Source organism: Streptomyces justiciae (assembly GCF_015163075.1).
In the GTDB taxonomy this organism is placed as follows: domain Bacteria; phylum Actinomycetota; class Actinomycetes; order Streptomycetales; family Streptomycetaceae; genus Streptomyces; species Streptomyces justiciae.
On sequence record NZ_JADDXU010000004.1, the window covers coordinates 414,514 to 428,471 of the forward strand.

Genomic DNA, 13,958 nt, shown 5'->3' on the forward strand with positions numbered 1-13,958 from the left:
CGGTGGGCCGCCCAGGAAGCCGCTCCCGCGCGGTCACAGGGGCGGGGGAGTCAGTGCCGTGAGGTTCGGGAGGCGGTGCGGGTGGTGGGCGGCCAGGCCCGCGCCGGCGAGCCACCAGCCGCGGTACACCAGGGCGCGGCACAGGGGCTCAGGCAACGGGTCGAAGACGGTCGGTACGAGGGACAGGTCGCGGCCGTCGTAGGTGCGGTGCTCGGGGAAGGCGGCCCGCCACTTGTCCAGCTGCCCGGCGCCGTGCTCGGCGAAGTCGGTGGCCAGGGCCACCAGAACGCCTCTGCGGGTGCCGGGAGGCAGAGGGCCGTCGGGGCCAGCGGCGTGGCCGCGCCGGAAACGCTCGACGATCAACCGGGTGCGCAGGGCCGTGCTCTGGCGGTACAGGAGGGAGTTGGCGCGCGCCAGGTCGCGGACGACGGGTATGCCGCCGTACGGGCCGGGGCGCAGCAGGCCGCCGGAGTTGAGGACGAGCAGGAAGACATCGCGGTAGCGCTCGCCGTCGACGGACTCGGTGCCCGTGTTGTCGTAGACGCCGCCGTCCAGCAGGGTGGGCGCGTCGGTGCCGCAGGGGAAGCTCGCGCCGTCGAGGACCAGGGGCGGGAAGGCGCCCGGCACCGCGGCGGAGGCGGCGACCGCGACGCACAGCTTCAGGCCCGTGCCGAACGTGGGCGCGAGACCGATGGCGTAGTCGCCGTACACGTCCCGTTCGAAGGTGAACCGGGTGCCGGTCGTCAGGTTGGCGGCGTTGAGGATCCAGCGGACCTGCGGGTCCAGGTCGGCGAGCCCCGTGCCGTGGAAGAACCACTCGTCCAGGCGCCGCGCGAGGACGTCGGTGCGGGTCGAGGGGCCCAGGGTGCGCCACAGGCCCCGCAGGAGCGCCTTCTTGAGCGAGTGCGAGGTGATCTTCCTGAGGGTGGGTTCTACGAGGAGTTCGTCAACGGCCGTGGTGGTGAAGCCCTCTTGCCGCAGCGCGGGCCAGTTCGCGGCGAGCAGGCCGTTGGCGATCGAGCCGCCGGACACCGAGGAGGCGTATCTGAGCTCTCGCATCATCCCGGCGTCGGCGAGGAGCCGGATGACGCCCAGTGCGGAGAGCGTTGCGCGGAAGCCGCCGCCGGACAGGGCGAGGGCCACCGGATCGGCGGCGGGCGGCGGTGCCGCGGGGCGCAGGGTGTCGCCGCAGGGCCGGGCCTGGAGGCCGGTGCCGAGGGCGGGTGAGTCCACGGCCCAGCGGTGGTCCTTGTGGTGGTGGGACGGGGTCATGGCTCATCACCGATCTCTATGACCAGGGCGAGGTCCTCCGGCGACCGTTCGTCGATCGTGAAGCTCCGGTGGTCGTGCAGTTCCGCGAGGGTGTCTTCGGCGAAGCCGATCCGGTTCGTCAGATGGATGGTGTACGGGTCGTCGCGGCCGCGGGAGTCGACCAGCATGCGCAGGGTGTCCTCGCTGGGGTGATGGTGTTTCAACCCGTCGGCCGAGATCACATAGTGATCGGCGTGGATCTGCTCGAAGAAGTCGCTCTCCACGTTGCGGTCGCTGCCGTGGTGGGGGAGTTTCAGCAGGTCCACATGGAGCGGGCCCGTGTCGTCCAGGAGCCCGGTGGCGCGCAGCCCGGCGAGGATGCGGTCGCCGCGGGCGTCCCCGGTGAGCAGGGCGGTCCGGCCGTGGTGTGTCAGCAGCAGGACGATGCTGGAGAGGTTCGGTACGGAGCCGTCGGAGTAGGCGGAGGTGATGACGGCCGGGTCCTGGAGTTGGCGTGCCTTGCGCCAGCGTTCCGCCAGCTCCTCCAGGGCGGTCGCGTCCGGGGCGACCACGGTGACGTGCAGTTGGTCGAGGGTCGTCTCCTCGCCCGTGATCAGGGGGCCGTCGATGGGCCGATTGCCCGACAGCCCCAGCTTGGCCGCCGCGTCACGCAGGGCCCGGCCCTGGTTGTAGCTGGCCCGCACGGCACTGCTCTCGGTGCTCGCGCGGTCGACGAGTTCCTGGGCGGAGGCGCTCAGCCCCGGCGCGTCCCGGTCGACCAGTTCCTCCACGGAGTTGAACCAGACCCTCTTCACGACGAACGGATCGGCTTCCTGGTCTTCCCTGGCGTGCTGGATCTGGCCGAGCAGCTTGAGCAGGCCGACCGTGTGGTCGTCGTCGATGTGGGAGAGGCAGACGACGTCGATGCGCGGGGCGCCCGCGCCGTCCGGCGGCAGTTGGGCGAGACGGTCGCGCAGCGACGTCTCGTAGACCTGGCTCGGCCCGCCGTCGACGAGCATGACCCGCTCGTTCGTCCCCCACCGGACCAGGAAGGAGTCGCCGTGCCGGGCGTTGAGGAAGTCGAAGGTGAACATGGCGTCCTCCCTTGGGCGTTCGGCCGTCTCAGACGGACTGCATGGCACGCAGGACGTCGACCAGGCCGGAGCCCTGGTAGTGCCGTTCCCGGCCCAGGTCCGTCGCCGTCCGGCACAAGATCTGCTTGACCTGCTCCGGGCGCCCGATCAGCTCCCGGTTGCGGGCCAGCACCATCGCGGCCGCCCCGCTCACATGCGCCGCCGCCTGACTGGTGCCGTGCAGCGCGGCGATGCCCTGGTCGGGCACGGGTCCGTCGATGTCCTCGCCCGGCGCCAGCAGGTCGGGCTTCGGGCGGCCGTCGCCGGTGGGGCCGCGGCTGGAGAAGTAACTGACGCCGTGGCGGTGCGGATTGCTGCGGTGCGTGGAGCCGACCGTGATGACGGACTCGGCGTTCCCGGGATCGGAGATGCTCGCACCGCGGTAGTCCTTGCCCAGGGTGTGCACGGCTCCCGCGTATCCGGAGTTGCCGGCCGCGGCGACGACCACGACACCGGAGCGGACCAGGCGGTCGCACTCGATGCACACCGGCGTCCAGCCGGTGGAGTGGCTCGCCACGTCGTGCGGCACCGACAGGCTGAGGTTGACGCCCGCGATGACGAACCGTCCGGCCTGCTCGTTGATGTACCGGATGGCCTGAAGAGCCGTCACGATGGAGAACTCGTCCCCCGACCCCGCGTCGCCCAGGACCCGGAAGTCGTACAGCTGGATCCGCGGGCAGATGCCGCGGAACTCCTCCTCGGGACGCGGCCACCAGCCACCGATGATCCCGGCGATGTGGGTGCCGTGCGGATCGACCGGGGTCGTGTACTGCTGGTAGCGCGGGACCACCGAAGGCTGCGCCGTGGCGGTGACCTGGGCGAGGTCGATCTCGGCGTACGGCAGGGCCTCGGGCCAGTCGATCCGTCCGTCGTTCAACGCGTCGAGGGACAGGGTCCTGCGTACGCCGACGAAGTTGAAGGCACGGGGGATGCGTGAGCGCAGGGGCATCGGCTCCGGCTTGGTCGTGGTGTCCCAGTCGTAGAAGGCGGGGTGCCTGGCGTCGATGCCGCTGTCGACGACGGCCCAGCCGATCGCACTGCAGTCCACGGAGAAGACCTGCTCGGCGGCGTCGGCCTTGATGGTGGCCCGGGACCGCACGACCGCCGAGGACGCCTGCCGGTTGGCCGTCACGGAGAGGATGGGGTACCGCTGCCGGCGGTCGAGGACACCCTGGGCCCCCGGATCCACGGCGGGTTCGGTGTCCGCCTCCTCCAGACGGACGCCGGTCAGCATCCCGGCCACTTCGGCGCAGACTGCCTTGTCCGACGGCCGTTTGCCGACCAGCGCCGGATTCGACTCCGCGACGATGGCGGCCAGCAGCCTGAGGAACCACCGCTGGTGCCGGGTGCGCTCCTGGCGTCTCGCGGAGTTGTCGTGCACGTCGCTGGCCCGCTGCCGGACCGCGCCGGGCCCTGCCGTGCCCGGGTCGTCCTCCCGCAGCGCGTCCGCGACGCCGGCGCCGCCCAGCTTCCGCGCCAGCTTGTTCACGTCGCGCAGGACACGGTTGAGGTTGGTCTTCGGCAGCACGGTCTGGACGACCTCGCGCAGGGTCAGCTTCGCCGCGATGAAGCTGCCGGACGCGATCGGCTGGGTGTCGCCCATCATGTGCAGGTCCCGGAAGCTCTGCAGGATCTGCTGGACACCGTGTTCCTCGTTGATGGCGAGGATCAGGTCCTCGCGCGGCTCCGTCGCGTCCTCGGGCGGGTGCGCGAGGGCCAGCAGGGCGTCGAACCGTACGGGACAGTCCGTCGCCCAGGGAACGGGCCGGGGACCCTTGCCGTAGAAGAGCTCTTCGAGCTTCTTTCGGTCCATCGGGGGCCTCACCAGGGTCAGGTGCCGGTGCGGATGCTGATCTCCCAGCTGCGCAGCATCCCCGGGTGCTCGACCTCAGTGTGGAGCGCGGGGGAGGAGCCCCACAGGGCAGAAGCGCCCACATCCCGCAGGGGTAGCGTTACCCCTGCCAGGAGGCCGCGGGGATGATGTCGTGCGTCAGGGCGAAGCGGGTCAGGTCGGCCCGGCGCCGGGAGCCGACCTTGTCGCGCAGCCGGTCCAGATGGGAATGCACGGTGTGCTCGCTGATGCCCAGCCGGGCGGCGATGGCGTGATCCGTCTCCCCGTGCGCGATCAGCTCCAGGATCTGCCGCTCCCGATGCGTGACATGGCACGACGGCTCGGTGTCCGGACGGACCGCGAGATCCGCGGAGACGTACGAGCAGCCGTCGGCCACGAGCCGGACGGCGGCCAGCAGTTCGGCCTCGTCGGCCTGTCGGCTGAGGCAGCCGCGGGCGCCCGCGCGCATCGCGGGCACGGCGTGGTTCTCCCGCGCGGAGCAGAACACGACGACCGCCACACCGCCGGCGGCGAGCCGCCCCACCACCTGTGCCAGGCACACGGGCGTCAGCTGGAGGTCCACCAGCGCGACGTCACCCGCCGCGAGGGCACGTGCCGCCTCGTCGGCAGACCGGGTGGCGAGGACGAGCGTGAGCCCGTCGGCGCCTTCGATCGCCTGGGCCACGCCGCTGCGGAGGAGCGGACAGTCGCCTACGACGGCGACCTTCCTCGCTTCCGCCCGCATCGCCACCTCACTCCGCCCGGGCCGCCGCCCCCGGCGGCGGGCATGGCCTCAGAGCTCCAGTGTTGTGCCTCCGGGGCGGACCGGCATGCGGAGGGCGGTACGACCGTCGTGGGGAGTCCGGGTCAGCGGAGGCTCGCGCGGCGGCCCGACAAGGCGATGAGGGCGAGCACGGCGAGGAGGATGCCGGCGAACCAGGTCATGACCGTGACCGAGGAGAAGCCGAGGGTGGCCACCCCGATGCCGATCGCCGGGAGCGTCAGTCCGAGGTAGGCGATGAGGAACAGACCGGCCAGCGCCTCGCCGCGGTGCTCGGGCACGGCCAGGGCGGCGACGGTGCCGAGGGAGGCCTTGAACAGCACGCCCGCCCCGATGCCGGCGACCACACCGCCCGCGAGGAAGGCGGCCAGGCCGGCGGTGTGCATACCGGCGACGAGCGTCACCACGCCGACCGCCTGTGCGGCCTGCCCGAGCCGGCTCTTCGCCGCGGTGGACAGGCGTGAGGTCAGGCTCTGTGCGGTGGCGGCGCCGCCGAAGACCATGAAGACGATCGCTCCGGCCAGGGCGCGGGAGGGGTGGTGCAGGGTGCCGGCCACGAAACCGGGGGCGACGGAGGTGAACAGGCCGAAGACCGCGAAGGAGGCGAAGGCGCCCGCGGCGGCGACGAGGTAGCCGGCCCGGTCGCCGTGGTCGAGGCTGATGCGCTGCGGGCGGTAGGAGGGCCGGACGAACTGCTCCTCGACCGTCTCCGGCGACAGTGCGACGGCGACCAGCGCGAGCACCAGCAGGGCAGCGAAGACGAGGTACGGGGTGTGCAGGGGGACGGCGACGAACTGGGCGAGGAGTCCGGCGATGAGGGCGCCGACCCCGAGGCCGCCGATGTTCGCGCCGGTCGACACCAGCTCGAAGCGCTGGGTCGATGCCTGCGGACGGTGGGCGGCGTGCAGTTCCTGGAGGTGGGCGGTGGCCGTGGCGGTGATCATCCCGACCCCGAGACCGGTGATGAACCGGGCGGCCAGCAGCACCGGTAGCGCGGAGCTGCTGAGGAAGAGGACCGCGGCGAGCAGTTCCAGCGCGAGCGCCGGCAGCAGGATCTTCTTGCGGCCGACCCAGTCGGAGACGTGCCCGGCCAGCAGCAGGCTGACGACGACGCCGACCGCGTAGACGGCGAACACGACGGTGACCATGAAGGTGGAGAAGCCGTCGCGTGCCATGTACAGCGGATACAGCGGCGTGGGAACGGTGGAGAACGCCATCGCGGTGAGGAAGGCGAAGGCGACGAGGCCGAAGCCGATGCCGTGGCGCCGGGCGCCGGCCTGGGGCCGCATCGCCGTGCGGCGGCTTGGGGTGACGGGCCGCTGCTGGGTGGACGCCGTGTGGCTCATGGGAGCCTCCAACCGAAGAAGGTGGGTGAACGCTCAACAGTGTTGCGCCGCCCGATCATCGCGTCCAACGCAAGTAGAAGACAGTGACCATCTCTCTGAGAGATAGTTGGGCGCATGGAACTGCGCCAGCTCGAGTACTTCGTCGCCGTCGCCGAGGAGAAGAACTTCACCCGCGCCGCCGCCCGGCTGCACATCGTGCAGTCCGCGGTCTCCGCCACGATCAAGGCCCTGGAGCGCGAACTGGGCGCCCCGCTGCTGGACCGCAACTCCAAGCGGGTACTGCTCACCGACGCCGGCGCCGCCCTGCTGCCGCGGGCCCACGCCACACTCGACGCCGCGCGCGAGGCCGCCGATGCCGTCGCCGAGGTCCACGGCGGACTACGGGGCACGCTGCGCCTGGGCACGCTGACCTCGGTCCGCCTCATCGACCTCCCGGGACTGCTCGGCGAGTTCCACCGACGTCACCCCGGTGTGCTGCTCCAGACCTCCGCGGCGCCCTCCGGCTCCCAGGGCCTGGTCGACGCCCTGCTGGACCGGCGTCTGGACCTCGCCTTCGTCTCCCTGCCCGGCCCGCCGCCGGCCGGCCTCACCCTGATCGACCTGACCTCCTCGGTGCTCGACCTGGTCGTCCCGGTGGGCCATCCGCTGGCGGAGCGCCACAGCGTGCCGCTCGCCGAACTGGCGGGCCTGGACTTCGTCGACTCCCCGGTGGGCTACGGCAACCGGTCGGTGGTCGACCGCGCCTTCGCCGCCGCCTCGCTGGCCCGCCGTGTCGCCGTCGAGATCACCGACATCAGCACCGGCGTGGACTTCGTTCGCAACGGCCTGGGCGTCGCCCTGCTGCCCCGGTTCATCCTGGGCGACGCCCCCGGGGTGGTCACCCTGACCGTCGACGACGCGGACCTGGAGTGGCCGCTGTCCCTCGCCGCCGCGGCCGACCGCCGACCCGGGGCGGCGGCGCGAGCGATGGTCGCGCTGGCCCGCGAACGCGTCGCCTGACCGGCGTCGACGCCGAGAGGCCGGTGGATATTGACCGCCCAGCTCCTGCGGTCCGGTCAGTTCCGTGCCGCCAGCCGGTCGAGCAGCAGGCCGCTCATGGCGCGCACGCCGTGACCGATCGCCCGCTCGTCGGCGGCGAAGTCGGGAGTGTGCGGTGCGCCGTTCATCCCCGCCTCGGCGTCCGCGACGCCCAGGTAGAACTGCGCGCCCGGCGCCTGGTCGAGGAACAGCGCGAAATCCTCGCAGTTGAAAGGCCACGACGCCCGGCCCCACAGCACGGATTCCGGCCCCAGCGCCGCGCTCAGGTACCGGCCCGCCGCCGTGCTCAGCTCCGCCGAGTTCACCATCGCGGGGAACGGATCGCCCGGGAACTCGACGTGTCCGCCCGCCGCCTCCGCGAGCCGGCTGATCCGCGCGCGCAGTCCGGGAAGCCGCTCATGCGGCCAGACCCGCAGATGCACGTGGGCGACGGACGTCCCGTCGGGCGTCTGCTCGGTCCACTGGGCCAGGGACACGGATTCCTGGATCGACGCCGCGGCCTCGGGCTCCACCAGTGCGTGGAAGCGCGCGTGGTAGTCGGCAAGGCTCTGCGGGAATCCGACGGTTCCCAGCTCCCCGACCTCGGCCGCGACGGCGGCGAGGGCCGCGTCGTCGTCGCCGCCCGGCAGCACGATCCGGGCGTGGTCGAGCCCGGGCAGTCCGTAACCGGGGGACACCCCGATGGTGCCGGAGGGGTACGGGCTGCAGTGCAGGGCGTAGAACTCGCGGGGCGCGAGCCTTTGCACCAGGCCGGTCTCCAGCATCGCGGCCGCACCGTGCAGTGGCTCCTCGGCCGGCTGGAAGACGAACACCAGCCGACCGCGCACCGGTTCGGAGCCCTGCGCCAGCGTCCGGGCGACGCCGACGCCGATCGCGGTGTGCAGGTCGTGCCCGCACAGGTGCGCGACGCCGGGGACGCGGGAGGCGAATCCCTCGTCGAAGACCCTGTCCGAACGCGGGATGGGCAACACGTTCCGCTCCGCGTCCACGGCGTCCATGTCCGCCCGGTACGCCACGGTCGGGCCATCCGCCGAACCGTCGAGCACCGCGAGGACTCCGTGCCCACCGACACCGGTCGTCACCTCGAGCCCCGCCGCACGCAGCTGCTCCGCCACCAGCCCGGCCGTCTCCCGCTCCTCACCGGCGAGTTCGGGGCGACGGTGGATCTCCCGGCGCAGCTCGATCAGTTCTTCGTCAAGATTCGTCACGGGTGCATGGTGCGCGAAGCCTTCGGTCCCGCGCACCGGCATTTCGGCCCGCGTGCCCGGCGCCGCCGGCTCTGGTCGCACCGTGTCGGCCGTGGGACGCTGATCTCCGCCCATGACGAGGAGGCTGTCGGATGGTCTACGCGGCGCCCATGGCGAGAAGCACTGTGCAGCCGGCCGTCCATGAGCTGATGGCACAGTGCTCCTCTGCCCGTGAGCTCGACACCACGGTGACCTTGGGCGGGGACGGCTTCACGCTGTGCGCCCACGTCCGCGTACGACAGCTGACGCGCGATCAGATGCAAGTCGCGCTGGCCTGCTGGGTCGTCAACACGGACGCGGCTCGCACCTTGGGCGGCCACCCGCCGGCGAAGGACGAATACCGGCTCCCGCCGGACGGCACGGCCGTACCGGACGAGGACTTCACCGGTCGGGTGATGGACCACCTGGCCGTCTGCCTGCACGCCCTCGATGTCCCGCACTCCGACCCGGACGGCCACCTCGCCATCACCGTCCCTCGCACCGCTTCTTGAGGGGCGTGCGGCCTCAGGGTGTCGCCACGAGCTTGTAGTCGTTGGTGTACGCCTGGAGTTGGGACTGCGCCGCGCTGTAGAGGAGCTTCGTGTCGGTGGAGGACGGGTCGAGGACCACCTTGATGTCGAGGTTGGCCTTGATGTGGTTGGTGGCCAGGTAATTGCGGGCGCCGCCGGCGACGAGGACGATCGTCGGGGCGGCCCCGGCGGGGGTGATGGCGGTGGCCGGGACGGAGAAGGAGAAGTGGTTCGCGGTGACGGCGTTGTCGTCGCCGTTGATGTGGACCAGGCCGTAGAGGTCGTCGTAGCGGGTGCTGGTGCCGTCGCCGTACACGCGGCGGAAGTGGTTGCCCGAGATCAGGTTCTCCGAGCTGCCCTCGGTCAGGGCGATCATGCTGGGGAAGTTGCTCAGCAACTTGTTCGCGGAGATGGTGCAGCGGTTGGCGTTGCGGAGGGTGATGTTGCAGGCCCACAGGATGGTGTTGCCGGAGATGAGGACGCCTTCGGCGTTCTCCGCGAAGACCGAGTAGCCCGCCCAGGCGCTGATCAGGTAGTTGTTGGTGATCTTCGCGACCTGTGAGGCCCCGGTGAGCGAGATCGAAGTGCCGCACTCGGCCACGAAGTTGTTGGTGAAGCTGCACGCGTCCGCGCCCTGCACCACCATGGCCTGGGTGAGGTAGACGAAGCCCATTCCCTCGAAGCGCAGCGAGTCGTTGTCGGACTGCACCGAGATGCCGATCTTGTGGTTGCCCTCCACGTACGGCTTGGTGGACGCCACGCCGTCGATGCAGAAGTCCTGGAAGACGATGGCGTTGAGCCGGCCGACCGTACCGGGCGCCCCGGAACGCTTGACCAGGAACGCCTCGTTGGTGCCGTCGGTGTGCTGGACCCGGATGTGGCTGGAGCCGGGCTGCACCTCATACCAGCTGCTGGTGTCGGCGGTGTCGTCGTGGATGGCCCGGGACAGGAAGCCGTGCCCGGAGCCCTTGATCGTCAGGAAGCTGATGTCGATGACGACCCGGGTTAGCAGGTCGTAGTGGCCCGGCGGGATGTAGATGACGGCGCCGGGTCTGGTGTTCTGGGTGGTCTGGTTCGCCTTGATGTCGGCGATGATCTCGTTGATCACCTTCCCGATGTCGGTGTGCGGGGAGACGCTGCCGTTGAAGGTGGTGACGTCGTAGACGGTGTTCGCCACGGGGGTCCTTCCGGTGAGTGGGCGGGTCAGGTCAGAGCAGGCCGATGATCGAGGCGTGCGGATGGGCCTTGGCCTTGTGAGGGTGGGGCTCGGGCTTGTCCGGGGCCGCCGCGGCGGCCGGTTGAGGCGGGGCGGTGGACAGGAACGCCACCGCGGTCAGTGCCGTCACCGCGGCGCCTCGGAGGAGGGTGCGGCGGGACGGGGCGGGTGGTGGGGCAGGGTGCATGACGGCTCCTCACGGAGAAGAGGGGTGGGGCCAGGAAGGCGGGTTTCAGCGGACGGCGCCCGCGGTCATGCCCGCGATGACCTGCTTCTGGAAGGCCGCGTAGATCGCCAGCTGCGGCAGCAGGACGAGGGTGGCGGACGCCATCATGGCGCCGTAGTTGACGCTGTAGACGCCTTGGAACTGGGAGACGCCGAGGGACACGGTGGTCATGTTCGGGTCGTTGATGAGGGTGACCGCGAAGGGGAACTCGTTCCAGACGTAGATGACGTTGAGGATCGCGAGGGTGGCGACGACCGGCCGCATCAGCGGGAACACGACCTTCCACGCCATCCGCCACAGCCCGACCCCGTCCATCACCGCGGCCTGCTCGATCTCCTCGGGGAAGTCCCGCAGGAACCCGGTCAGCAGCAGGATGTTGAAGGGGATCGTGACGGCGATGTACGGCAGGATCAGCGCGAGGTAGGTCCCGAAGAGGCCGAAGCTGATGTCGAGGCGGTACACCGGGAACAGCAGGATGTAGACCGGGACGGCGAGGCCGGCCAGGAAGTAGAAGCGCAGGGTGTTCTGCGTACGGCGCCTGCCGCCGCGGAAGACCATGCGGGTGAGCGCGAACGCGGCCAGGTAGGAGATGACCAGCCCGATCGTGACCGAGACGACGGCCAGGATCAGGGTGTTCTTGTACATCACCAGCAGGTTGAGGGTGTCCAGGGCCTGTCGGTAGTTGTCCAGGGTCAACTGGCTGAGCGAGAACGGGTGGTTGAGGATGTTGTCGTTGGTCTGGAACGACAGCAGCATGATCCACAGCAGCGGGAAGAGGATCACGAAGGTGATCAGGTAGGCGGCCGCCGAGACGATGATCCGGCCACGGCCGCGGCGCCGGGGGCTGTGCGGGACGTCCTTGTCGGCGGACGGGGGCGTCGTCTTCGGACGGACGTCGACGTGGGTGCTCAACGGACTTCTCCCTTACGGCGGTTGCCGAGGAACGTGGCCGCGGACGCGAGCGCGCCGACCACGAACACCACCACGGCCAGGGCCATCCCGTAGCCGTACTGCTGGGTGGTGAAGGTGATGTGGTACATGTAGCTGACCATGACCTCGGAGAGATGGACGGGGCCGCCGCCGGTGAGGGCGTAGACGAGCTCGAAGACCTTGAAGACGCCGGTGACGACGAGCGCGGTGACGATGCCGAACGTCTCGCGCATCATGGGGATCTGGATGTACCGCAGCTGCTGCCAGCGGCCGGCGCCGTCGAGGCTGCTGGCCTCCATCACGTCCCGCGGGAGCATGCGCAGGCCGGCATAGAAGATGGTCAGGACGAAGCCGATCTGCTGCCAGAGGTAGACCAGGCCGATCGAGTACGGGCTGAGCGTGGGACCGCCGATCCACTGCGGTTGCGCGGGTACGCCGATCGCCAGCAGGAACGCGTTCACCAGGCCGATCTTCGGGTCCAGGATGAAGATCCAGATCAGACCGACGAGGATCGGCGCGATGATCGCCGGCGCGAAGACCAGGGCCCGCAGCGCGCCGCTGCCCTTCACCCGGCCGCTGAGCAGGATCGCGAGGAGGAAACCGAGGGGGACGAGCAGGAAGAGGGCGATGCCGAGGACGACCCCTGTATTGCGCATCGACGTCCAGAACGCGTCGTCGTGGGCCATCTGCCGGTAGTTGTCGAGCCCGGCGAAGCCGCCCGCGGAAACGCCGTCGAAGCGGGTGAAGCTGTAGTAGAGCGAGTACAGGATCGGATAGATCATGTACAGGCTGTAGACGATCAGCGCCGGGGCGACCATCAGGGCGAAGCTCCGGCGGGTGGTGAGCCAGTTCATCGCGCGCCTACTCGGCCGACTCGATGGTCTTCTGGACGTTCTTCACGGCCTGTTCGGGGCTGAGGCTGCCGCCCATCACGCCGTAGAAGCTGTCGTACATGGCGCTCGCGGTGGCCGCGGAGACCACCAGGTCGGGCTGTGCCTTGGGGCTCTTCCAGCCGGACTTGGAGGCTTCGGCGAGGACGGCGGCGAACACCGAGTTCTTCGCCGTGTCCACCTGCGGCTGGTACGTGGTGACCGGCGGCTGGGCGTTGTCGACGAGGATCTTCTGGCCCGCGTCGCTGTAGTAGAACTGGATGAACGCCTTCACCGCGGCGTACTTCTTCTTGTCCTCCTTGACCTTGGCGCTGACGACGAACGGCGCCGACGGCACGTTCATCACGAGCTTCTGCTCGCCGACACCGTCGGAGAAGGTCGGCCCGGCCCAGAAGCCGGTGTCCTTGCCGACGGCGCTCTTCTGGATCTTCGCCGCCTCCCAGACGCCCGCGTCGAGGAAGGCCGCCTTGCCGTCCGTGTAGGAGGCGACCGCCTGCGCGTAGGTCTGGGTGTTCATGTTGGAGGGGAAGGCGCCGGCCTCGGCCAGTTCCTCGACGTGCCGGTACAGGCGCAGGAAGTCGGCGTTGTCGTAACGCGCCTTGCCGGACAGGATGTCGGGGTACTTCGCCTCGTAGCCGAAGCGGTCGAGCATGGTGAGGAAGGCCCAGACGCTGAACGCGGAGTTGTTCGCGCCCTGCGCGATCGGCGCCACGCCGGCCGCCTTGAGCTTCTTCACCGCGGCGAGCAGGTCCTCGAAGGTCTCCGGGACGGCGATGCCGTGTTCGTCGAGGAGCGCCTTGTTGTAGTAGAAGCCCGTGACCAGCGCCTGGTACGGCAGGCCGTACTGGACGCCGTCCTGTCGGAAGCCGGCGAGCATGCTCGGGGCGAACTTCGACTTGAGGCCGTTCTCGGCGAGGATCGGCGACAGGTCCAGCAGGTCGTCGCTCTTGACCATGGTTTTGGCGAGCGAGTCGTAGACCCAGAAGATCTCCGGCAGGGTGCCGGACTGCGCGGCGATGGTCATCCGCTGCTCGTGCTGGTCGACCGGCTGGCCCTCCAGCCTGATCTTCATGTCGGGGTGCTGCTTGTTGAACTCCTGCACCATCTGCCAGGTGGCCGGGTCCTGGGTCCGGCTGTCCGGGTTGTGCATGGACAGCGTGATCAGACCGTCCGCCGACGAACCGTCCGCCGTGTTCACGGCGGAACCGCAGGCCGTGGCGGTGACGAACAGGGCGCTCGCCGTGGCGGTGAGCAGGAGTCGGCGCGAGATGCCGGACGTCCTTCTCGATGTCCGGTGCGCGGGCTGAGGAGTGGTCGCCATCGTGCTTGCTGCCTTCCGGGAACGGGGTGGGAGGCGGAACCGGCGTGGGGGTGACAGGGCTCCGGGAGGGATTCGGTGTCGGTGCGGGCCGTCGTTCCGGCAGGGATGTCGGCGACGGCCTCGTCGGCCGAGGGCGCTCGCGTGTCCGCCGTAGGGGCGGCACTGCGCTTGTGACGCAAACGTTTCGATGAAAGGTGCCTCGCCAGTTCCGGTGTGTCAATACCGTGTGACGGAGGAGT

The 13,958-nt window shown here is 70.2% G+C and carries 13 protein-coding genes; 2 read left to right on the forward strand and 11 right to left on the reverse strand.

Going from position 1 to position 13,958, the window contains the following annotated elements:
- Window positions 1-33: 33 nt before the first annotated feature.
- The 5 genes from IQ210_RS14325 to IQ210_RS14345 all read right to left on the reverse strand — a co-directional run bounded on the left by IQ210_RS14325 (window position 34) and on the right by IQ210_RS14345 (window position 6,342).
- Window positions 34-1,272 (reverse strand): patatin-like phospholipase family protein, encoded by a 1,239-nt coding sequence (locus IQ210_RS14325; RefSeq protein ID WP_194079360.1) that lies wholly within the window; start codon window positions 1,270-1,272, stop codon window positions 34-36.
- Entirely contained in the window at window positions 1,269-2,345 is a 1,077-nt protein-coding gene (locus IQ210_RS14330; RefSeq protein ID WP_194079361.1) for a ComEC/Rec2 family competence protein, read from the reverse strand. The genes IQ210_RS14325 and IQ210_RS14330 overlap by 4 nt, the downstream gene beginning before the upstream one ends.
- A gap of 28 nt (window positions 2,346-2,373) precedes the next feature.
- A complete protein-coding gene (locus IQ210_RS14335; protein ID WP_194079362.1) occupies window positions 2,374-4,197 on the reverse strand; it encodes a S8 family serine peptidase in 1,824 nt (607 codons plus the stop codon).
- A 139-nt stretch (window positions 4,198-4,336) separates the two neighbouring features.
- The gene (locus IQ210_RS14340) at window positions 4,337-4,960 is read right to left on the reverse strand and encodes a LuxR C-terminal-related transcriptional regulator (RefSeq protein WP_194079363.1); all 624 of its coding nucleotides are present in this window, start codon (window positions 4,958-4,960) and stop codon (window positions 4,337-4,339) included.
- 122 nt (window positions 4,961-5,082) lie between these two features.
- The gene (locus IQ210_RS14345; protein ID WP_194079364.1) at window positions 5,083-6,342 is read right to left on the reverse strand and encodes an MFS transporter; all 1,260 of its coding nucleotides are present in this window, start codon (window positions 6,340-6,342) and stop codon (window positions 5,083-5,085) included.
- 114 nt (window positions 6,343-6,456) lie between these two features.
- Here IQ210_RS14345 and IQ210_RS14350 point away from each other — a divergent pair, with 114 nt between their 5' ends.
- A complete protein-coding gene (locus IQ210_RS14350) occupies window positions 6,457-7,341 on the forward strand; it encodes a LysR family transcriptional regulator (protein ID WP_194079365.1) in 885 nt (294 codons plus the stop codon).
- A 56-nt stretch (window positions 7,342-7,397) separates the two neighbouring features.
- Here the strand turns inward: IQ210_RS14350 and IQ210_RS14355 are convergent, their stop codons facing one another.
- Entirely contained in the window at window positions 7,398-8,588 is a 1,191-nt protein-coding gene (locus IQ210_RS14355) for a M20 metallopeptidase family protein (protein WP_256780771.1), read from the reverse strand.
- 149 nt (window positions 8,589-8,737) lie between these two features.
- On the opposite strand from IQ210_RS14355, the gene IQ210_RS14360 reads away from it, so the two are divergent.
- Entirely contained in the window at window positions 8,738-9,118 is a 381-nt protein-coding gene (locus tag IQ210_RS14360) for a hypothetical protein (RefSeq protein ID WP_228047730.1), read from the forward strand.
- A 13-nt stretch (window positions 9,119-9,131) separates the two neighbouring features.
- Here the strand turns inward: IQ210_RS14360 and IQ210_RS14365 are convergent, their stop codons facing one another.
- From IQ210_RS14365 to IQ210_RS14385, 5 genes are read right to left on the reverse strand one after another with little or no spacing between them, the layout of a single operon-like run.
- Window positions 9,132-10,313, reverse strand: coding sequence for a NosD domain-containing protein (locus tag IQ210_RS14365; RefSeq protein WP_194079367.1), 1,182 nt, complete (start codon window positions 10,311-10,313; stop codon window positions 9,132-9,134).
- Window positions 10,314-10,344: 31 nt separating this feature from the next.
- Entirely contained in the window at window positions 10,345-10,539 is a 195-nt protein-coding gene (locus tag IQ210_RS14370) for a hypothetical protein (RefSeq protein ID WP_194079368.1), read from the reverse strand.
- 45 nt (window positions 10,540-10,584) lie between these two features.
- Window positions 10,585-11,490, reverse strand: a complete 906-nt coding sequence (locus tag IQ210_RS14375) for a carbohydrate ABC transporter permease (protein WP_194079369.1) — start codon at window positions 11,488-11,490, stop codon at window positions 10,585-10,587.
- Window positions 11,487-12,362 carry a carbohydrate ABC transporter permease gene (locus IQ210_RS14380; protein WP_194079370.1) on the reverse strand — a complete coding sequence of 292 codons (876 nt, stop codon included), beginning with the start codon at window positions 12,360-12,362 and terminating at the stop codon, window positions 11,487-11,489. The genes IQ210_RS14375 and IQ210_RS14380 overlap by 4 nt, the downstream gene beginning before the upstream one ends.
- Before the next feature lie 7 nt (window positions 12,363-12,369).
- Window positions 12,370-13,719 carry an ABC transporter substrate-binding protein gene (locus tag IQ210_RS14385; protein WP_194079371.1) on the reverse strand — a complete coding sequence of 450 codons (1,350 nt, stop codon included), beginning with the start codon at window positions 13,717-13,719 and terminating at the stop codon, window positions 12,370-12,372.
- Window positions 13,720-13,958 lie beyond the last annotated feature (239 nt).